Raw genomic sequence first — 20,805 nt, forward strand, 5'->3', positions numbered from 1 at the left:
CACCGCGATATGGGCAGACTGCTGGTCAAATCCGGCAAGGTTTGGCGGCGATTATGCGACAGCGTTCAAGCCAGCGGCCAGCGCGGCAGGACCTGGCGCAAGGAGCGGCGCCGCAGCACGCTACATCTTGTAGCTCAGCGACAGCAGCACGCTGCGCGGCGCGCCATAGCGCGCCAGCCCACCCGACCAGCTGTAGCCCAGCGCCTGGTAATAATGGCGGTCGAAGATGTTGTCGACATTGAGGCGCAGCTGCAGCTTGTCGTTGATGCGATAGCCGGCCGTCAGGCCCGCCACCACATAGCTGCCTTGCACGGTATAAAATCCCGTTTCGCGGCGGAACATCTTGTCCTGCGCCTGCAAGGTCGCGCCGACGCTCCATGGCGCCAGAGTGCCCGCCGGCTGATAGCTGGCCGACAGCTTGAACAGCTGCTTCGGTTCGTCGGTGGCGACGCGCTGGCCGACGTTGGCGGCGATATCGTCCTTGGTATACTTCGCCATCACGTACGTGTAGCCGCCCGCCACTTGCCAGCCCGGCAGCGGTGAACCGGACAGCTGCAGGTCGACGCCTTCGCTTTCCACTTCGCCGGCCGCCCGCGCGCAATAGATGGCGCCGCCGGTCGGGCAATTGCGCTCGTCGGCCATTTCACGGTTGCGCTGCTTGATGCGAAACAGCGCGGCGCTGGTATTGAGCGCGCCACCAAAATATTCACCCTTGACGCCCACTTCATAATTGGTGCCGCTTAACGGCGGCAAGGTATTGCCATTGACGTCCATGCTGCTTTGCGGCTCGAAGATCTGCGTGCCGCTGACATACACGGAATGGTGCTTGTCCACATCGTAGACAAGGCCCACGTAGGGCGTCAGTTTGGCGCTTTCGTCCAGGCTGCGGCGCCAGGTGGCCCGGGTTTCATACCAGCCGGTGACGTCTTGCGCATACCAGCCCAGGCGCGCGCCCAGCACCAGGTGCAGCGGATCGGCCAGGCTGAAGTTACCGGCTGCATACAAGCCCTTCTCGTGCGTCTTGCGGCCCCAGTTATAGGGTTCCAGCCTGCCGGCCTGCATGCGGTAGGCATGCGGATTCCAGTTACGGATATCGATCACGCGCGTGCCGGCGCCTTCCCAGCTCTGCGCCGCATCGGAATCGTCATCGCGGTAGCTGGCGCCGATGATCACCTCATGGCGGCGGCCAAACCAGCTAACGGGTCCGCTCGCGCGCAAATCAACCACCGCCTGGCCGGTGCTGTACTTCCAGCCCGTTTCGGACTGCTGCAGCAGATAGGCTTGGGCGTCGATGCGGCTGTTGGTGGTGTTGCGGGTCGACGATTTGGCGTCGACATGGGTGGCGGCCAGGCGCACGCGCCAGCCACCCCCCAGCTGGTGTTCGAGGTCGGCGAACAGCACATTGTTGTCGCGATCCTGGAAGGAGTCGGCGTTGTTCAGGAAGGTAGAACGAGGCAGATTCATGTGGCCGCCGCCGGGCAAGGTCGGCAGGCCGACAAAGACGCCGTCGGTGCGCGTGCTCTGGCGTGAAAACCCAGGCCCAGGGTGGTGGCAGGCCCCAGGTCGGCCTCGACGATGCCGTACACGGTGCCGTTCCTGTGCTTGACCACATCGACAAAGCTGTCGCTGTCGCGCCAGCTGCCGGCCACGCGCCCGCGCAGGCTGCCCGAGTCATTGAGGGCGGCACCGGCATCAAACGTCACTTGCTTGTCGCGCCAGGAGCCAAGGGCGACGGACCCATTGAGCAGCGGCGTGCTTGTGGGGCGCTTGCGCACCAGGTTGATGCTGCCCGACGGTGCGCCCGCCCCTTCCATCAGTCCCGTAGCGCCGCGCACCACTTCCACGCGGTCGTACATGATCATGTCGGCCGACACATTGCGCTGGTTGAAGCCCGTGACGTCCAGCGGCAAGCCATCGACATTGACGTGGGTGAGCGCAAAGCCGCGTGCAAAATACGAGGTTTCCTGGTCCGTCACGCCGGGCTGCTTGGTGTAGATGCCGGGCGTGGCCAGCGCCACCTCCTGCAAGGTGGTGAGATTAAAATCATCCATCTGCTGGCGCGAGATCACGCTGACCGATTGCGGCGTCTGGCGCTGCGACAGTGTCAGGCCGGTGGCCGTGCTCATGTTTTTTGTCGTATATGAACCCGTGCCCTCGGTATTGCGGTCCGCCTCGGCGCTGATGGTCACGGCCGGCATGGTGGCGACATTCACCTCCATCGCCTTGCGCACCAGATAATTGCCATTGCCGCTGTCGGTGGCTTCCATCCCGCTGCCTTCCAGTATTTTCTGCAAACCCTGGAGAGGCGCATGACGGCCCTGCACGCCCTTGCTGCGCAAACCCGCCAGCGGCGTCGACTGGGTCGAGACATTGATGCCGGCGGCAACCGCGTAGCTGGCGAGCGCCGTCTGCAGATCGCCGGCGGCAATCTGATAGTTGCGCACGGCCGCCGCCGGTGCCGTCTCGGCAGCGCGGGCCGACGCTGGCGCGATGGCCAGCGCGGCGGCCGAAGCGCCCAGCAACAGGAGCAGCGCGGCGCGCACGGCGCGGGCGGTGGGGTGCAATGGAATGCGTGAAGCAAAAGCGTGGTGCGGCAAAAGCATGGAGTCCCTTTCGATAGTCATAAGTGCTGCTCTATCTGATATGACGAACGGGATTGAAAAAAGGGACATGCAAGGCCAACTATTTTCAAGCCGGGCCGACGCTGACCCAGTACGGCGTGCGCAGGCTGACCCGGATCGGCAGCGACAACTGCAGCAGCGCCAGTATCCTGTCGGTATCGTTCAACTGGAAAATGCCGTCGACCGGCAGCCGCGCCACGGCCGGGTCGCAGCGCACCACGCCGCTGCGGTAGCGGGCCACCTGCGCCAGCACCTCGCCCAGCGGCATGCGCTCGGCGATCAGCACGCCCTGCAGCCAGGCCTCGCTGCCGGCCGCCGCTGCCGCAAGTTCCGCTACCGAGGTGTCGTCAAAACTGGTTTGCCAGCCGCTTGCGACGATGCGTGCCGCTTGCCGGTCTTGCGACGGCACGATTTCCACTGCTCCCTGCGTCACGCACACCCGCGTGCGCGGCGAGCACAGGCTACCCTCCTCGCGCACGGCAAAGCGCGTGCCGATGGCGTGTACGCTACCGCAGCCAGCGCGCACCAGCAGGGGCCGCGGCACCGTCGCCGGGTCGGGAGCACTGCGCAGATGGATTTCGCCCGCATGCAGCACGATCAAACGGGTGCTGTCGTCAAACGCCACATCGATGGCGGTGGCGGTATTGAGGGCCAACCGGGTGCCGTCGGGCAGCGTCAAGTGGCGGATCTCGCCGGTCGCGGTAGCGATGCCGGCACGCCGGCACTGCCACCATGGCGAGCGGCTGGCCAGCCATAACGGCGGCGCGGTACAGGCAATCAGCATGGCCAGTTGCTTGAGGGCGCGGCGGCGTTCCTCCTGCGGCTGGTGCTGCGGCTGTCTTAGCGCGGGCGGCACGATGGCCAGCGTCTGGCACAGCCGTTCGGCGCGCCGCCACGCTTCATGATGATCGGGATGGCTGTCGCGCCAGGCCTCGAAGGCCCGCCGTTCGGCATCGCCAAGGCTTGCCTCCTGCATGCGCAGCAGCCACTGCGCCGCCTCCAGCGCGGCGCGCGCATCGAATGGCGCGTTCACGATATCAGCATGATGCACTGGGCATAGGCCTGCACCAGATGGCGCTTGATGGTGCGCTCGCTGACGCGCAAGCGCGCGGCGATCTCGCCGTAGCTCAGTTCATCGATATGCGCCATCAGAAAGGCGCTGCGCACCGCGTCAGGCAGGCTGCCCAGCATGGTGTCGATGCGCTGCAGCGCCTGCACGATGATCAAACGCTCTTCCGGCGACTGCATCAGCAATTGCGGCTGCTGCGCCAGCGCTTCCAGCCAGGCCTGCTCCAGCGACAGGCGCCGGTAATGGTCGATCAGCAGGCGCTGCGCAACAGTGGTGAGGTAGGCGCGCGGCTCGCGCAAGGCCGGCAGCGCCGTTTGCGGCGCAGACAGCAGGCGCACGAAGGTGTCGTGGGCCAGGTCGGCCGCCTGGTCGGCGCAGGGCAGCTTGCCGCGCAACCAGCGCAGCAGCCAGCCATGGTGGCTGCTGTAGATACCGGCGATGGCCTGGCTGGACTGCGCAATCTGCATGACGGACTCCTGCGCTGCAAGCGGCATGGAAAATGGATGGCATAAGCTGCGCGGGAACGACCATGCAACTGAGAATAATTCTCATTATCGCAATTCTTCTGCCATTGCGTCAAGTCAGGCCGCCTGCCAGCGTTGCGCCGGCCGCACTGTCTACACCCGCTCGCTCATCACCTGGTCAATCATCACCTGGTCACTCATCACCTTCTCCGGCGTGATCGGCGTGCTGCGCACGCGCTTGCCCGTTGCATGAAAGATGGCGTTGGAAATGGCGGCCGCCACGCCGACGATGCCGATCTCGCCCACGCCCTTGGCGCCCAGGCGGCTGACGATGCGGTCGTCCTCCTGCACGAAGATCACGTCGATAGCGTGGATATCGGCGTTCACCGCCACATGGTATTCGCCCAGGTTGTGGTTCATGAAGCGCCCCAGCGCGTGATCCATGTGGGTTTCCTCGTGCAGCGCCTGGCTGATGCCCCACACCACGGCGCCGCTGACCTGGCTGGCGGCGGTTTTGGTATTGATGATACGCCCGGCCGCCACGGCGCTGACCACGCGCATCACCTTGACCGTGCCCAGTTCCTCGTCCACCCGCACTTCGCAGAACACGGCCGAATGCACGGCGCGCGTGTAGTTGCGCTGCTTGAGCATGTTCGGCAGCAGCAAATATTTTTCCTCGATCCGCGTCACCTCGGCGGCCTTGAGCAAGTCCGCCAGCGCGATGCCGGTGGCGTGCTCGCGGCGCAGGCGGATGCGCCCTTCGGCAAACTCCACGTCGGCCAGGCGCACCTTGTCAAACGGCGTGTCGGGCAGTTGGCGGGCCAGCTTGAACAGGGTTTTCTTCAGTTTTTCGCAGGCGCCCTGCACCGCCGAGCCGACGGTGGCCACATGCGAGGAGCCGCCTTCGACGGGCGCTACCGGCAAGGTCGAGTCGCCGAGCTGGAAGGCCACGTGTTCGAGCGGCAGGCCCAGTTCCTCGGCGGCGATGGTGGCCATCACGGTGTAAGTGCCGGTGCCGATATCGCTGGCCGCGCTGCTGACCATCAGGCGCCCGTCGGCCTGCAGCACGGCGCTGGCGCGGGCAAACATCTGCATCGCGTCCCATATGCCGGTGGCCATGCCCCATCCTATCCACTCGGTTCCCTCCCGGCGGCTGCGCGGCGCCAGCGGACGACGGCTCCAGCCGAACCGCTCGGCGCCCTGCGCATAGCAGGCGCGCAGCTCCTTGGTCGAATACGGCAGGCCGTCGAGCGGGTTCGTTTCCGCGTAGTTCTTCAGCCGGAAGGCCAGCGGGTCCATGCCCACCTCGTACGACAATTCGTCCATCGCCACTTCCAGCGCATGCACGCCGTGCGCCGCGCCGGGCGCGCGCATGTCCATCGGCGTGAACTGGTCCAGGTCCACCAGCTGGTAGGCCAGGCGGATATGCTCGCAGGCGTACAACTGGCCCGACCAGTTGACCACCACCTCGACGTAATCTTCGAAGCGCGACGTTTCGGCCACCGCCTCGTGCGCGATGGCCTGCAGCACGCCGTCGCGGCTGGCCGCCAGTTTCACGCGCTGCCAGGTTTCGGGCCGGTGGCCGAAGGTGAACATCTGCTGGCGCGTCATGACCACGCGCACCGAACGCTGCAGTTTGATGGCCGCCATCACGGCCAGCGGCAACTGGTACTGCGGCCGCAAGCCGGCGCCGAACGCGCCGCCCACATAGGGGTTGCGCACGGTGACTTCGGACTTCGACAGGCCGAACACGCGCGAGACATACCAGCGGCTGTTCTGCGAACTTTGCGTCTTGTCGTAGATGGTCAGATGGCCGTCGGCGCCACGGATCACGGTCGAGGCAAACAGCTCCAGCGGATTGTGGTGCTCGACGCCGCTGTAATATTGGGCGTCGATCCTGCAGTCGGCCTCCTGCCAGGCCCTGGCCGCATTGCCCTTCTCGTCCGGCGGCGGCGCAAAGCCCGCCTTGAGACCTTTCGGCTTGTGTGGCCGCGACAGGTAATTGAGCAGCCCCGTTTCATGCGGCTCCTGCGCATAATGGACCCTGACCAGCGCCGCCGCATGGCGCGCCGCCTCGAACGTTTCGGCCACCACCAGCGCCACCGGCTGGCCATTGCTGACGATCTGCTCGTCGTACAAAGGCCGGAACGGCGCGCCGGCCGGTGCCGTCATGTCCTTGTAGAACAGGTCGAAACTGCGCATCTTCGGCCGGTTCAGATAGGTGATCACCTCGACCACGCCGCTCTGCGCCAGCGCTGCACTGGTGTCGAACGACACGATGCGACCGCGCGTGATGGTGCTGTTGACCACCACGCCATGCAGCAACTCATCTGCCAACTCATCTGCCAACTCATCTGCCAACTTGTCGGCCGCAAACTCGGCCGCATAGCGCGCCGCGCCCGTGACCTTGTCGCGCCCGTCCACGCGCGACACCGCCATGCCGGTTTTTACATAACCGGTGCCCGCGTCCGCCACCGGCGTGCGCAGCTCGGGTATCAATGCCGTCGTCGCCGTGCTCATGCCGCGCCCCTTGCCATCACCGTGCTGCCATGGCCTGTGTTGACATGCGTGCCCGCCACCGCCATCGACAGGGCGCGCACGATGGCGCGCCGCGCCATGACGATCTTGAAGTCATTGCCGCCCTGCCCCTGGGCGCCTTGCAGCAGCCGGTCGGCAAAGGCGCCGAAGCGGGCCGCATCGGGCGCGCCGCGCAGCAGCGCTTCGGCCTCCTCCACGCGCCAGGGCTTGTGCGCCACGCCGCCCAGCGCCACCCGTCCTTCGCGGATCTGGCCGTCCGCGCCGATATCGAGCATGGCCGCCACCGACACCAGCGCAAACGCATAGGAGGCGCGCTCGCGCAGTTTCAGGTACACCGAGTGGGCCGCAAACTGTGGCGCGGCCGGCAAGGCGATATGCGTGATCAGTTCGTCCGGCGCCAGGTTGGTGTCGATTTGCGGGCGGTCTGCAGGCAGGCGGTGGAAGTCGGCAAAAGCAATCGCCCGTTCGCCATTGTTCGAGGCCACATGGACCACGGCGTCGAGCGCGCGCAGCGCCACGCACATGTCGGACGGATGGGTGGCGATGCAGGCGTCGCTGGCGCCCAGGATGGCGTGCTGGCGCGAGATGCCGCCGATGGCCGGGCAGCCGCTGCCCGGCTCGCGCTTGTTGCACGGCACGCCGACATCATAAAAATAATGGCAGCGCGTGCGCTGCAGCAGGTTGCCGCCATTGCTGGCCATATTGCGGATCTGCGGCGAGGCGCCGGCCAGGATGGCGGCGCTCAACAGCGGAGCGCGTTCCTGCACCAGCCGATGATAGGCGGTGGCCGCATTGCGCGCCAGCGCGCCCAGCAAGAGGCCGCCATCGCCGGCTTCCTCGATGGCGTCCAGCGCCAGGTGGTTGATATCGACCAGACGCTGCGGCAACATCACGCGCTCCTTCATCAGGTCGACCAGGTTGGTGCCGCCGGCGATAAAGCGCGCACCATCAAACTGGATCTGCGCCAGCGCGGCCGACTGGTCGAATGGCACCACGAACGAGAGCGGATTCATGCGGGCACCATGCCGACCGGCGCGCTGGCCTGGCCGTCCTGTGGTTCATCCGGCAGCTGCATCACCTCAGCGAGCGCGGCGACGATCTGCGGATAGGCGCCGCAGCGGCAGATATTGCCGCTCATCAGTTCACGCACCTGGGCCCGCGTGGCCGCCTGGCCTTCGGTGATCAGGCCCATGCTGGAGCACAGCTGGCCCGGCGTGCAGTAGCCGCACTGAAACGCGTCATGCGCGATAAAAGCCAGTTGCAGCAGATGCAGCGCGTCGCCGTCGGCCATGCCTTCGATGGTGGTGATGCTGCGCCCTTGCTGCATCAGCGCCAGGGTCAGGCAGGAATTGATGCGCTGGCCGTCGACCAGCACCGTGCAGGCGCCGCACTGGCCATGGTCGCAGCCCTTCTTGGTGCCGGTCAGCGCCAGCCGGTCACGCAGCAGGTCGAGCAGGCTGACCCAGGCTTCCACATGCAGCTGGTGTTGCCGGCCATTGATGTTCAGCTTGAGAGGATACAGGGGCACAGACGGCGCAGCCTGGGCGGGAGAAATCGATGTTGCGGGCAAACGGGTATCCATGGCAAACCCTTCCGGATAGATCGTGGGAATGCCTGAATATTAAGATTGTAGCGACGGATGTTATATGCGGTTTCGCACATATGGAAGAATGAAGAAAACTGCAGGACATGCTGGCGAACTCAAACTTTCTCCGCCGCCCTTCTTTTCCAGTCAAACACCGGCAGATTGATCCTTGTCTGCGTCGAACCATCCCAGTCCACCTGGAAACCGGCCTGGCGCAAGGCATCTGCAATCGCCTGGCCCACTTGCACGCTGCGCGCCTCGTCATCGGCAAGGTCGCCAAACGCCAGCATCACACCATGGCCTTCGATGGCGCGCTCGACATCCTGCCCATGATAAAAACAGTAGCCCGCGTAATGGCCGTCGGGTGCGTCGGCCACTGCTTCGGCGACGTCGGCATAGCCATCGGACTGGGTGTAACCGGCATTGGCCAGCGCGCAGATGCCGCGCTCGTGCAGGTCTAAAAACACCATGCCGAGCCGGTCGCAGTCGGTCACGGCCGGCCAGCTGCGTTCTGCCTTCTGTTTCTCGCGCAGCATCGGGCCGATCAGGGACCGCAGCGCGTCGACGTCGCAATCATCGTCGACGATATCGTCCATCATCTGCTCGATATCGTCGTGCGTGTAAAACCCCGACCACACCCACTGCCTGACGCTGTCGGACACATGTTGTTCACTGTCGGTCATGCATCGCTCGGTTTGACGGGTTTCAAGGCCAGTACATATGGAATTGCAAGCGGTCCCAGCAAGGTCACCATGGCGGCCGTGGCAGCGTTAGATTTCAAGTTGCGGCGCTTGGCAATAAACAGGCAGGCAAAGGCCGACATCGACCAGATCAGGGCAGGAATATAGGCAGTCATGGCGCACTCCGCGAGCGTTGAGGGAACAGCCATGCTGACATGGAACCGTTGGCGGCGCAATGGCCGATTGCCGACCGGCGCCGCAGGGCGCCACCAGCAGCGACATTTTCAGCTATTCTTAAGCTGATCGACTATAAATGACGGGGCCACTTCCGATGCTGGTCGACCAGGGTGTCCGCCGTCAGCAGCCTGGCGTCCAGGGCGACCCGGCCCTGTTCGACCGGCTGCCAGTGCTGGTTTTGCTGGCGAAACGCGTAGGTATTGATGCCATGGCCGCGGCCACCGTGTTCGATCGCCACGATGGCCTCGTTGTCGCTGACGGCGGCCAGCACGAAGCGCGTCGATGGCACGCCCGCCTGGACAATGCAGCTCTCGTTATACAATTGACCACGGTCCGCAGGGGCATTGCTGTCATGCAGATACTTGCCGACCTCGGCGGGCAAGCCCGCCAGCGAGGAAACGGAAGACCAGCCTGTCGCCTCCTGCTGCGCGGCAAGCGCCATGTTTGTAAGAATCAAGCTGCCCAAGCCCAATGCCGCTACGCGATGCCATTTCACCATGCCCTGCTCCCGGATAAACGTTGCACATTATCATGCTGCAGTACCGTTGCCAATAGTAGCAGAAGCGCTTGCGCGTTCAAGCGGGCAACGCATCTTGTAACATATTTGCTGGCTCAGGCGTAGCCGGCCACGGCCCTCAGTGCTGGCCGATCTTGGTGATCTTCAGCGAATTGGTGCCGCCCACCTTGCCCATCGGCTCGCCCCAGGTCACCACCACGGTGTCGCCCTTCGACACCACCTTGTGCTCGACCAGCAGGTCTTCCGCCTGTTTCAGGACCTTGTCGCGGTCGGTGCCGGACTCCAGGCTGATGGTGCTGACGTTGCGGTACAAAGCCAGCTTGCGGCGCGTGGTCACGCTCGGCGTCAGCGCCACGATGGGGATATCGATATTGCAGCGGCTCATCCACAGTGCGGTCGAGCCCGATTCCGTCAGGGTGGCGATGGCTTTCACGCGCAGATGATATGCGGTGAACAGGGCGCCATACGCGATCGACTGGTCGATGCGGGTAAAGGTGGCGTTCAGGAAATCGGCGTCGAGCTTGACGGCGTCCCATTTTTCCGCGTCCAGGCAGATGGCGGCCATCGCTTCCACGGTTTCGATCGGGTAGCGGCCCGAAGCCGTTTCGGCCGAGGTCATGACGGCGTCGGTGCCGTCGAGCACGGCATTGGCCACGTCGGAGACCTCCGCGCGTGTCGGCACGGCGTTGAAGATCATCGACTCCATCATCTGCGTGGCGGTGATCGCCAGTTTATTGGACACGCGCGCCATCTTGATCATGCGCTTTTGCAGCGCAGGCACGGCCGCATTGCCAACTTCCACGGCCAGGTCGCCACGCGCGACCATGATGCCGTCGGAGGCGTCCAGAATCTCTTGCAGCGCCGGAATCGCTTCGGCGCGCTCGATCTTGGCGATCATCATCGGCTTGTGGTCCCACGCTTCGCCGGCGATATTGGCCAGCTGGCGCGCCATCACCATGTCGGTGGCGTTTTTCGGAAACGACACGGCCACATAGTCGGCCTGGAAGCTCATGGCGGTCTTGACGTCTTCCATGTCCTTTGCCGTCAGCGCCGGCGCGGACAGTCCGCCGCCCTGGCGGTTGATGCCCTTGTTGTTCGACAATTCGCCGCCGATTTTCACGGTGGTGTGGATTTCGCTGCCGACGACCTTGTCGACCGTCAGCACGATCAGGCCGTCATTCAACAGCAGCACGTCGTCGGCGCGCAGGTCGCGCGGCAGTTCCTTGTAGTCGAGGCCGCAGCGTTGCTGGTTGCCCAGCTCGCCGTTTTCGCCCCATTTGGCGTCCAGGATGAATTTGTCGCCCTTTTCCAGGAAGATCTTGCCTTCTTCAAACTTGCCGACGCGGATTTTCGGACCTTGCAAGTCGGCCATGATGGCCACTTCGCGGCCGCACAGGGCCGCCGCTTCGCGCACCATGCGCGCGCGGTCGATATGGTCTTGCGCCTTGCCGTGCGAAAAATTCAGGCGCACCACGTCGACGCCGGCCTTGAACATGCGCACCAGGGTGTCGATGTCGTTGGAGGCGGGGCCGATGGTGGCGACAATCTTGGTCGCGCGTTGCCGGGGTTGCATGATCATTGTGTGTTCTTTCTATAAAAGGTCATACGGCGACCAGCCTTGTGGGCCGGTCGCTTCAACTGTAGTGGAGACAAGCGTTAGCCGCTGTTGCGCAGGCCGGCTGCAATACCATTGATCGACAGATGGATGCCGGTGCGGGCCGCCGCATCCTGCTGGCCTTCGCGGAAACGTTTCAGCAATTCCACCTGCACGTGGTTGAGCGGGTCGATATACGGGAAGCGGTGGCGGATCGAGCGCTGCAGCAGCGGGTTAGCTTGCTGCAATTCTTCCTGGCCCGTGATCAGCTTCAGCGCGTCCAGGGTGGCTGCATATTCGGCGCGGATGCGCGTGAAAATCGCCGTGCGCAGGGCTTCGTCCTTGACCAGCTCGGCATATTTGCCGGCAATCGCGATATCGCTCTTGGCCAGCACCATGTCCATGTTCGACAGCAGGGACGTAAAGAACGGCCAGTCCTGATACATGCCGCGCAGCAGCTCGGCGCCCGTGTCCGGATGCGCTTGCACATACGCTTGCACGGCCGAACCGAAGCCGAACCAGCCCGGCAGCATCAAGCGGCATTGGGCCCAGCTCAAGACCCAGGGAATCGCGCGCAGGTCGTCGATCGAGGTCGATTTCTTGCGCGAGGCCGGGCGGCTGCCGATATTCAGGGCGGCAATCTCGGCAATCACGGTCGATTCCCAAAAATACTGCTCGAAGCCTTCGGTGCCGTAGACCAGGTCACGGTAGGCGTTCAGTGCGGTGCCCGAGAGTTCTTCCATCGCGGCCAGGTGCCCGGCGCCGGCCGAGGCGCTCGGTTGCAACTGCGCCTGCGGCAGCAGGGTAGACTGGATGGTCGCGGCCACCAGCACTTCCAGGTTGCGGCGCCCCACTTCCGCATTGGCATACTTGGCGGTAATGACCTCGCCCTGCTCCGTCAGCCGGATCTGGCCTTGCACGGCGCCGGCCGGCTGGGCCAGGATGGCCTCATAGCTGGGGCCGCCGCCACGGCCAACCGAGCCACCACGGCCGTGGAACAGGCGCAGCTTGACCTGGTGCTCCCGGAATACGTTCACCAGTTCGATTTCGGCCTTGTACAGCTCCCAGCCCGAGGTCAGGAAGCCGCCGTCCTTGTTGCTGTCCGAGTAGCCGAGCATGACTTCCTGCTGCTGGCCGCGCGAAGCGAGCAGGCCGCTGTAGAAAGGCAGGCCGAACGCGCGCGCCATGATGGCCGGACCGGCGCGCAAGTCTTCGATGGTTTCGAACAGGGGAATGATATTGACGTCCACTGCCAGGCTGTCCTGGCGCAGCAGTCCCACTTCCTTGAGCAGCAGCGCCACTTCCAGCAGGTCCGACACGCTGGCCGCCTTCGAGATAATGCAATTGGGTACCGATTCGCGGCCGTATTTCAGATGCGCCTCGCGCACGCCGCGGAAGATATCGAGCTCGCCCGTGGTTTCTTCCGAGTACTGTGCATACGGCGACATCAGCAGGCGCGGCGACGACAATTCCTTGAGCAGCAAGGCGATGCGCGCCTCTTCGTCGAGTTCCAGGTAGACCAGGCCAGGCTGCACACCGGCAAACAGTTCGCCCACCACGCGCTCGTGCACGTCGGAATTCTGGCGCAGGTCCAGGGGCGCCAGCGAAAAGCCGAACACTTTCACGGCGCGGCGCAGCTGGCGCAAGCGGCCACGGGCCAGCGCGCGCAAGCCATTGCTGGCCAGCGAGTGATGCACCACGTCCAGGTCGGCCAGCAGTTCACCGGCCGCGACGTACGGCTGCACGCCGTCAAGCTGCTTGCCCTTGCCGCAAAGAACAAAACGCGTCGCTTCCACTCGCGCCACCACGCCATGCAAGGCGCGGCGGTACGGTTCGTCGGCATGGTGCGGCGAGGCGTCGGCCGAGCGTTCGGCCAGGTCCGACAGTGCTGCGCTGCAGCCATTGAGCTTTTGCGCCAGCGACAGTTGCGAAGCGAGTTTACGCAGTTCTTCCAGGTAAAAACCGAAGACTTTATTGGCCTGCTGGCGCAAGGTGCTGCGCAGGATATCGGCCGTGACGAACGGGTTGCCGTCGCGGTCGCCGCCGATCCAGCTGCCGACCTTCATAAAGTTGGGCAATTCCGCGTCTTCCCAGCGTGCATCGCGCTGCGCCAGCATGGTTTCCAGCGAAGAATACAATTGCGGCAATTCGCGCAGAATCGTATGGTCGTAAAAGGACAGGCCGTTTTCCACCTCGTCCATCACCGACAGCTTGGTGGTGCGCAGCAAGCGCGTCTGCCACAGGGTGACGATACCGCGCCCCAGCGCTTCCTCGTTCTGTTCGGCTTCCTCGGGCGTCATCTGCACGCGGTCGCGGTCGTTCAGCAGGCGCGCGATGGCCAGCTGGCAATTCTGGATGCTCTTGCGCTGCACTTCGGTCGGGTGCGCCGTAAACACCGGGCTGACAAAAGCGTCTTCGAAAAACGTTTCCAGCGCATCGGCCTTGCCGGCGTCGAACACATTGCCGACGGCATGGCGCAAGCTGCCCTGGCGCGGCGGCGAGCCGGCGATCAGGTGGGCGCGCGTGCGGCGGATATGGTGCTGGTCTTCGGCAATATTGGCCAGCAGCGAGAAATAGCTGAAGGCGCGGATAAGTTGGGTGGTTTCTTCCTGCGACATGATTGCCAGCGCATCGGACAATTGCGCGCGCGCCACTTCGTCATTATCGCGGCGGAAACGGATCGCCAGCTGACGCACGTTTTCGATGCCGTCAAAGGCTGCATCGCCCAGTTGGCTGCGGATGGCGTCGCCCAGCAGGCGGCCCAGCTGGCGGATATCGCTGCTGAGCAGTTCGTCTTTTACTTCATTCATTTGCATGGTATGTCTTCCCGGGGCAGCCACAAGCGGACCGCACTGATTGCGTGATGGACGCTTTCCGTCAAGGAAAACGCCTTCCTCAATTTGTAGTAAATTTACTTCAATGCCCTGGCATCTCCTTCATTTCGCGCCTTTTTCCATGCAAAAAGGGGTTTGCAGGGCTTGCTGCCTGCTTGTTTCTTGGTGCGCATTCCTACAATATGAAAATTTACTACGCATTTAAGCGAAATGCAATCGGCTTTTTGCCTGCGGGGCATGAAAACGACGTTCTTTTGCTGTATGCTGTTGCCTGAAACAAGGATGTATTCCACATCTTTACGAACGGAAGCAGCCATGCGACTGACCGCCTACACCGACTACACCCTGCGCACCCTGATGTATCTGGGCACCCACCGCGACCGGCTGGTGACGATCCAGGATATCGCCGACCTGCATCTGATCTCGAAAAACCACCTGATGAAAGTGGTGCACCAGCTGGGGCTGTCGGGCATCGTGGAAACCGTGCGCGGGCGCAATGGCGGTCTGCGCCTGGCGCGCGAGCCGTCCGAGATCAATATCGGCACCGTGGTGCGCGAGACGGAAAGCGATTTCTTCATGGCCGAGTGTTTTAACAAGGACAACAATACCTGTCCGCTGACGCCCGACTGCAAGCTGAAATCTGCGCTGGGCCAGGCCACCGGCGCCTTCCTGGCCGTGCTCGATCAGGTGACGCTGGCCGCTATCCTGGCGCCGGCCGCGCTGGCAGGCACGGACCTGGCGGCCGTGATCCCTTTAAAACTGGAAAGCTGACGCTGCAAGCGTCAATCTGATGCGGACCCGACCAGCAATGCAAACAGCGCGGGCAGATCGACCGGCTTGACCAGATGGTGGTCAAAACCGGCGTCCAGGGCGCGTTGCCGGTCTTCCGCCTTGCCGTAGCCGGTCAGCGCCAGCAACCGGGCATTGGCCGTGCCTGCGCTGGCGCGCAGGCGCCGCGCCACTTCGTAGCCATCCATGCCGGGCAGGCCGATATCGAGGATATAGACGTCGAAACGCCGCACTGGCGCCATGCGCAGCACGGCCGCGCCCTCATGGGCGATGGTCACGTCAAAACCGCGTGCGCGCAGCAAGGCGCCCAGCATCTGCGCGCCGTCGACATGGTCGTCCAGCAGCAACAGCGCTGGCAAGCTTGAGGCGGCCGGCGCCACGGTTTCTGCCGTGTCCGCCGCCCGGGGCGTACTGTCATGCGCCGCTGAGCTTGACACAGGCAGGCAGACGGTCAGGGTGCTGCCCTGCCCCAGCCCGCCGCTACGGGCCTGGGCGCTGCCGCCATGCAATTGCGCAATGCGCTGCACCAGCGCCAGGCCCAGTCCCAGGCCGCCCTGGGCGCGGTCCGGCGTGCGCTCGGCCTGCACGAACAGTTCGAACACATGCGGCAGCAGCTCCGGCGCCATGCCGATGCCGTCGTCGCCGACAGTAATGCAGGCCTGCCCCTGCGCCAGCTGCAGCGACAAACTCAGATGCCCGCCGAGGCCCGTATATTTGGCCGCATTGCCGAGCAGGTTGGCCACCACCTGCACCAGCCGCGTGCGGTCGCCATGCACCGGCACCGGCGTCAAGGGCAGGGTCAGCGCCAGTTGCTGGCGGCGCGCCTCGATCGCCGGGCGCACCTGTTCGATGGCGCCATGCAGCACCTCGCGCAGGTCGATCACGCGCCGGTCCAGTTGCACCAGGCCGCGCGTGATGCGCGACACGTCGAGCAGATCGTCGACCAGGTTAGTCAGGTGGCGCACCTGGCGCTGGATCACCCCGGCCCACTTTTGCACGCGCTGCGGGTCGGCGGCGCCAAACATCAGCAATTGCGCCGCGCTGCTGATGGGCGCGAGCGGATTGCGCAGCTCATGGGCCAGCATGGCCAGGAATTCATCCTTGCGCACGCCCAGCCGGCGCAATTCTTCCTCGGCCCGCTTCTGGTCGTCGATATCGGTGCAGGTGCCCATCCAGCGCGTGATGTCGCCGCCACGGTCGCGGACCGGCAGGGCACGCCCCAGCACCCAGCGGTAAATGCCGCTGTGGTGGCGCAGGCGGTACTCGATTTCATAGACCTTGCCGCTGGCCAGGCAGGCATGCCAGGCGTCCCAGGCGCGCGCGCGGTCGTCGGGGTGGAAAATATCGTTCCAGCCGGCGCCATTGGTGGCACCTTTCGGCACGCCCGTGTAGCGATACCATTGCTCGTTGTAGTAGTCGTGGTAGCCATCAGGCAAGGTCGACCAGACCATCTGCGGCATGGCGTCGGTAATGACGCGCAACTTCGCTTCGCTCTGGCGCAGTGCGGCCGCACTGCGCGCCCGCTCGGCGGCGATACCGATGCGCGCCGCCACTTCCTTGATCAGCACCAGCTCTTCCGCCGTCCAGTGCCGTTCGCGCGCGTCGTTGACGAACAGGACGGCCACCAGCACGCCATCGTCCAGCACCGGCACGCTGACAATGGCGGCCGCGCAGCGCGCGCGCAGCATGGCCGCCGCCGGCGCCGTGCGCGCATCGTCCTCGACATTGGCAATGGCGATGAGTTTGTCGCGCTTGAGGTCATCAATAAAGGAACCGTAGCTGCGCAAGTCGGTGCTGCCGGCCAGCGTGCCGACACCCGGCGCGCACCAGTCGCGCTCCACAAGCAGGGTATCATCGGCCTGGGCCATGGCGCCATAGCCGACCCGGCTGGCGCCCAGCGCCTCGCCCAGGACGGCCGACGCCGCATGGCCGATGTCGCTCTCGCTCTTGATATCGCGCAGCGCTTCGGCAAGATTGCCCAGCACATCGCGCAAGGTATTTTTGCGGGGCAGATAAAAATCGCTCAGTTCCTCGACCGTGTGCAAGATCCAGGCGACGGCGCCAGCGGCATCGAGCACGGGCGAGTTCCGGATCTTCCAGTAGCGCGTCTGCAAGTCGGCGCCATTGGCTTCGGTGGCGAGTTCATGGCGCTGCAACGCCATCTGGTCCGGGCGCGCGGTGGCGCACACGCGCAGCAGCGACGCGCGCAGATCGGCATGCGGGGCGTGGCGGTTGCCGGGAATAGCGTCGAAAACGTTGCGTCCCAGGAGATCGGCCTCCTTGCGCCCTGACAAGCTCATATAGGCGGCATTGGCGGCAACGATGGTCATTTGTGGCGTCATGACCACACAGGGCACAGGCATGGCCTGCAGAAACGGCTCGAAAGCCTGGGGACCTTCCGTGGGCAGGCGCTGAGGCCAGTCAGCGGCACAGGGGAAGGTCGGCGGCGTATCCATACTACATCGAGCTCCAATCAGGCGTAACCGGCGACTATGCCATGATTACTGCCGAGTTGGGTGTTTATTTGGCAAAGACGAAAAAAAGGCCGGTGCGCTGCAATGCGTACCGGCCCTGCTCACCTCAACGCTGTCGCGCCAGGATCAATGCGCGCTCGCGCCAGAGGCGCCGATGCCCGTTTCCGAACGCATTTGCTGCGCTTCGTAGCCGGCCCGGTCGATGCGCGCGCGCGGGCTCTTGTCGAGCACCGAGAACAGCCAGATGCCGACAAAACCGGCCGTCATCGAGAACAGTGCCGGCGAGGCATACGGGAACAGCGCTGCCGGATGGCCCAGCACGTCGACCCACACCGATTTCGACACCACCGTCAGGCCGACCGCCGTGATCAAGCCGAGGAAGCCGCCGATGGTGGCGCCGCGCGTGGTGCAGTCTTTCCACAACACCGACATGAACAGCACCGGGAAGTTGGCCGAAGCGGCAATCGCAAAGGCCAGCGAGACCATGAAGGCGATGTTCTGCTTTTCAAACGCGATACCCAGCACGACGGCGATGATGCCCAGCACGATGGTAGTCACACGCGACACTTTCAGCTCATTGGCGCCGGTGGCCTTGCCCTTCTTGATGACGGTGGCGTACAGGTCGTGCGAGACGGCCGACGCGCCCGACAGGGTCAAACCGGCGACCACGGCCAGGATGGTGGCGAAAGCGACTGCCGACATGAAGCCCAGGAAGACGTTGCCGCCGACCGCCTTGGCCAGGTGCACCGCCGCCATATTGTTACCGCCCAACAGCTTGCCGGCCGCATCCTTGAACTCGGGATTGGTGCTGACCAGAACAATCGCGCCAAAGCCGATGATGAAAGTCAAAATGTAGAAATACGCGATCCAGGTGGTGGCCCAGAACACGGACTTGCGCGCTTCCTTGGCGCTCGGCACGGTGAAGAAACGCATCAGGATATGCGGCAGGCCGGCCGTGCCGAACATCAGTGCCATGCCGAACGAGATGGCCGAAACCGGGTCCTTGATAAAACTGCCAGGCCCCATGATGGCTTCCTTGGTGGCGTGCACTTCGACCGACTTGGCAAACAGCGCTTCCGGGCTGAAATTGAACTGCGCCAGCACGGCCAGGGCCATGAAGGTGGCGCCGCCCAGCAACATCACGGCCTTGATGATCTGCACCCAGGTGGTGGCCGTCATGCCGCCAAACAGCACATAGATCATCATCAGGGTACCGACCAGCACCACGGCGATCCAGTATTCCAGGCCGAACAGCAACTTGATCAGCTGACCTGCGCCGACCATCTGCGCGATCAGGTAAAAGGCTACCACCACCAGCGTGCCGGAAGCGGAAAAAATGCGGATCGGCGCCTGCTTGAAGCGGTAGGCGGCGACATCGGCAAAGGTATAGCGGCCCAGGTTGCGCAGGCGCTCGGCCATCAGGAAGGTAATGATGGGCCAGCCGACCAGGAAGCCGATGGCGTAGATCAGGCCATCGTAGCCATTGAGGAACACGGCGGCGGAAATGCCGAGAAACGACGCGGCCGACATATAGTCGCCGGCGATCGCCAGGCCATTCTGGAAACCGGTGATGCCGCCGCCGGCCGTATAGAAGTCGGAGGCCGACTTGGTTTTCGCGGCCGCCCACTTGGTGACGAACAGGGTAAAGATGACGAATACGGCGAACATGGTGATCGCCGTCCAGTTGGTCGGCTGCTTGACAGCCTGGCCCAGGTCAGCGCCGGCAGCCAGGACTGCACCGCAACAAGCCGACAGGCTCAGCGCCGCCAGGGCGCGCCGCAAGTTGTGCACGGCGCTCATGCCTGCACCCGCTTGGCGATGGCGGCCGTCAGCTCGTCGAACTGCTTGTTTGCGCGGCTGACATAAATGCCGGTGACGACCACCGTGAAGACGATCACGAACAGGCCGATCGGCATGCCCCAGGTCATCACGCCGGCGCCGGTTTTCGAGGCCAGCAATTCCTTGTTGAACGCGATCAGCAGGATATAGCCGTAATAGACCACCATCATGGCGGCAGTGAGCCACCAGCCAAAACTGGAACGTATCTTGACCAGCTTGTGATAATTGGGGTCGCCCTTGATTTTTTGAACCAGATCGTCTTGCATTTTGTTGCCTCCATTTATATGAACCCATGCTCTTTTGGTGCGAGCTTGGGTTCACAATAAAGGGCCAGGCTTACCCGCCCCTTACGGCGGGCAGTATTTCTTCTTTTCTTCTGTCTCAGTCCAGGGCCGAGGCGGGGCCGAAAAATTCATGGTGGGTCTGGCTTTCCGGCACGCCGAGTTCGCGCAGATAGCCTTTCACGGCGCGCATGAACGGCTGTGGCCCCAGGAAGTAGGCGTCGACATCGCGCGATGCGGGCAGCCACTGCGCCAGATGCGCCTGGTCCAGCAGGCCGATGGCGTCCGGCGCGTCGTGAACTCCGCAGTGCTCGGCGTAGCAATAATGGCGCGTCAATTGCGGATGCTGTGCGGCCAGTGCGTCGATCTGCTGGCGAAACGCATGCACGCCATGGTTGCGCGCCGCATGAATGAAATGCACCGGGCGCTGGCCGCGCAAGGCATGGGCCAGCATGGCCAGGGTCGGCGTGATGCCGACCCCGCCGGAAATGAGTACCAGCGGCTTGTCACTGTCGGCCAGCACGAACTGGCCCGACGGCGGCGTCAGTTGCACGGTAGCGCCGGCCAGCACCCGGTCGTGGAAAAAGTTCGACACCTTGCCGCCCGGCTCGCGCTTGACGCTGATGCGGTACGTGGCGCCGTTGCTGGCGGCCGACAGCGAATACTGGCGCCGCATCGGTACGCCATCGACGCTGACCACCACGCCGATATACTGGCCCGGCGCAAACGCCAGCACCGGCTTGCCGTCCACCGGCGCCATCAGGAACGAAGTGATCTCGCTGCTCTCGGCCACCTTGCTGACCACGCAAAAATCGCGCGCGCCGCTCCAGCCGCCCGGCGCATTCGCCTGTTCTTTATAAATGCGCCCTTCCTCGCCGGCCAGGATAGCGGCCAGCTGGCCGTAGGCCGCGCCCCAGGCGTCGATCACGGCGTCGGTGGCCACTTCTTCGCCCAGCACTTCGCGGATCGCCTTGAGCAGGCTGGCGCCCACCAGCGGATAATGTTCGGCGCGGATCTGCAGCGCCACGTGCTTGTTGACGATGCTGGCCACCAGGGCGCCCAGGGCGTCGAGCCGGTCGATATGGCGCGCATAGGCCAGCACGCCGTTGGCCAGCGCGCGCTGCTGCTCGCCGCTGTGCTGGTGCGCCTGGTTAAAGTACGGCAGCACTTCCGGATGGTCGCGGAACAGGCCCTGGTAGAAATGGCGCGTGAGCGCTTCGCCGCCCTGCTCGAGAATGGGAACGGTGGCGGTGACGATGTCGCGTTGTGGCTGGGTCAGCATG

At 64.1% G+C, this 20,805-nt stretch carries 18 protein-coding genes; 1 reads left to right on the plus strand and 17 read right to left on the minus strand.

Annotated elements, in window-relative coordinates; translation table 11 throughout:
* Positions 1-120 precede the first annotated feature (120 nt).
* The 13 genes from CD932_RS29410 to CD932_RS28310 all read right to left on the minus strand — a co-directional run bounded on the left by CD932_RS29410 (position 121) and on the right by CD932_RS28310 (position 14,456).
* Positions 121-1,464, minus strand: coding sequence for a TonB-dependent siderophore receptor (locus tag CD932_RS29410; RefSeq protein ID WP_369679843.1), 1,344 nt, complete (start codon positions 1,462-1,464; stop codon positions 121-123).
* Positions 1,461-2,624 (minus strand): TonB-dependent receptor plug domain-containing protein, encoded by a 1,164-nt coding sequence (locus tag CD932_RS29415; RefSeq protein ID WP_254926653.1) that lies wholly within the window; start codon positions 2,622-2,624, stop codon positions 1,461-1,463. Before CD932_RS29415 ends, CD932_RS29410 begins: the two co-directional genes overlap by 4 nt.
* Before the next feature lie 64 nt (positions 2,625-2,688).
* The gene (locus CD932_RS17620; protein ID WP_094444085.1) at positions 2,689-3,654 is read right to left on the minus strand and encodes a FecR domain-containing protein; all 966 of its coding nucleotides are present in this window, start codon (positions 3,652-3,654) and stop codon (positions 2,689-2,691) included.
* Positions 3,651-4,157 (minus strand): sigma-70 family RNA polymerase sigma factor, encoded by a 507-nt coding sequence (locus CD932_RS17625; RefSeq protein WP_094444086.1) that lies wholly within the window; start codon positions 4,155-4,157, stop codon positions 3,651-3,653. Before CD932_RS17625 ends, CD932_RS17620 begins: the two co-directional genes overlap by 4 nt.
* A gap of 150 nt (positions 4,158-4,307) precedes the next feature.
* Positions 4,308-6,674: a xanthine dehydrogenase family protein molybdopterin-binding subunit gene (locus CD932_RS17630; RefSeq protein ID WP_094444087.1), complete on the minus strand. Its 2,367-nt coding sequence runs from the start codon at positions 6,672-6,674 to the stop codon at positions 4,308-4,310.
* Positions 6,671-7,705 (minus strand): xanthine dehydrogenase family protein subunit M, encoded by a 1,035-nt coding sequence (locus CD932_RS17635; RefSeq protein WP_094444088.1) that lies wholly within the window; start codon positions 7,703-7,705, stop codon positions 6,671-6,673. Before CD932_RS17635 ends, CD932_RS17630 begins: the two co-directional genes overlap by 4 nt.
* Positions 7,702-8,274 (minus strand): (2Fe-2S)-binding protein, encoded by a 573-nt coding sequence (locus CD932_RS17640; RefSeq protein ID WP_094444089.1) that lies wholly within the window; start codon positions 8,272-8,274, stop codon positions 7,702-7,704. The genes CD932_RS17635 and CD932_RS17640 overlap by 4 nt, the downstream gene beginning before the upstream one ends.
* Positions 8,275-8,393: 119 nt before the next feature.
* Entirely contained in the window at positions 8,394-8,960 is a 567-nt protein-coding gene (locus CD932_RS17645) for a hypothetical protein (protein WP_094444090.1), read from the minus strand.
* Positions 8,957-9,133: a hypothetical protein gene (locus CD932_RS28910; protein ID WP_176461028.1), complete on the minus strand. Its 177-nt coding sequence runs from the start codon at positions 9,131-9,133 to the stop codon at positions 8,957-8,959. The genes CD932_RS17645 and CD932_RS28910 overlap by 4 nt, the downstream gene beginning before the upstream one ends.
* Positions 9,134-9,264: 131 nt before the next feature.
* Positions 9,265-9,693: a hypothetical protein gene (locus CD932_RS17650; RefSeq protein WP_094444091.1), complete on the minus strand. Its 429-nt coding sequence runs from the start codon at positions 9,691-9,693 to the stop codon at positions 9,265-9,267.
* 136 nt (positions 9,694-9,829) lie between these two features.
* Entirely contained in the window at positions 9,830-11,290 is a 1,461-nt protein-coding gene (gene pyk / locus CD932_RS17655) for a pyruvate kinase (protein ID WP_094444092.1), read from the minus strand.
* A gap of 77 nt (positions 11,291-11,367) precedes the next feature.
* Entirely contained in the window at positions 11,368-14,121 is a 2,754-nt protein-coding gene (gene ppc / locus CD932_RS17660; protein ID WP_217907308.1) for a phosphoenolpyruvate carboxylase, read from the minus strand.
* A 95-nt stretch (positions 14,122-14,216) separates the two neighbouring features.
* Positions 14,217-14,456, minus strand: a complete 240-nt coding sequence (locus tag CD932_RS28310; RefSeq protein WP_141213283.1) for a hypothetical protein — start codon at positions 14,454-14,456, stop codon at positions 14,217-14,219.
* Here CD932_RS28310 and CD932_RS17665 point away from each other — a divergent pair.
* Positions 14,455-14,910 carry an Rrf2 family transcriptional regulator gene (locus CD932_RS17665; RefSeq protein ID WP_094444094.1) on the plus strand — a complete coding sequence of 152 codons (456 nt, stop codon included), beginning with the start codon at positions 14,455-14,457 and terminating at the stop codon, positions 14,908-14,910. The two genes, CD932_RS28310 and CD932_RS17665, sit on opposite strands and share 2 nt — an antisense overlap.
* Positions 14,911-14,921: 11 nt before the next feature.
* Here the strand turns inward: CD932_RS17665 and CD932_RS17670 are convergent, their stop codons facing one another.
* From CD932_RS17670 to hmpA, 4 genes are all read right to left on the minus strand, one after another.
* The gene (locus CD932_RS17670; RefSeq protein ID WP_094444095.1) at positions 14,922-17,384 is read right to left on the minus strand and encodes an ATP-binding protein; all 2,463 of its coding nucleotides are present in this window, start codon (positions 17,382-17,384) and stop codon (positions 14,922-14,924) included.
* Positions 17,385-17,528: 144 nt separating this feature from the next.
* A complete protein-coding gene (locus CD932_RS17675) occupies positions 17,529-19,202 on the minus strand; it encodes a cation acetate symporter (protein ID WP_176461030.1) in 1,674 nt (557 codons plus the stop codon).
* Positions 19,199-19,507 (minus strand): DUF485 domain-containing protein, encoded by a 309-nt coding sequence (locus CD932_RS17680; protein WP_094444096.1) that lies wholly within the window; start codon positions 19,505-19,507, stop codon positions 19,199-19,201. The genes CD932_RS17675 and CD932_RS17680 overlap by 4 nt, the downstream gene beginning before the upstream one ends.
* A 115-nt stretch (positions 19,508-19,622) precedes the next feature.
* Positions 19,623-20,804 carry an NO-inducible flavohemoprotein gene (gene hmpA / locus CD932_RS17685; protein ID WP_094444097.1) on the minus strand — a complete coding sequence of 394 codons (1,182 nt, stop codon included), beginning with the start codon at positions 20,802-20,804 and terminating at the stop codon, positions 19,623-19,625.
* Position 20,805 lies beyond the last annotated feature (1 nt).

Origin of the sequence: Janthinobacterium sp. PC23-8, assembly GCF_002250505.1 — a bacterium.
Lineage (GTDB): Bacteria > Pseudomonadota > Gammaproteobacteria > Burkholderiales > Burkholderiaceae_D > Janthinobacterium.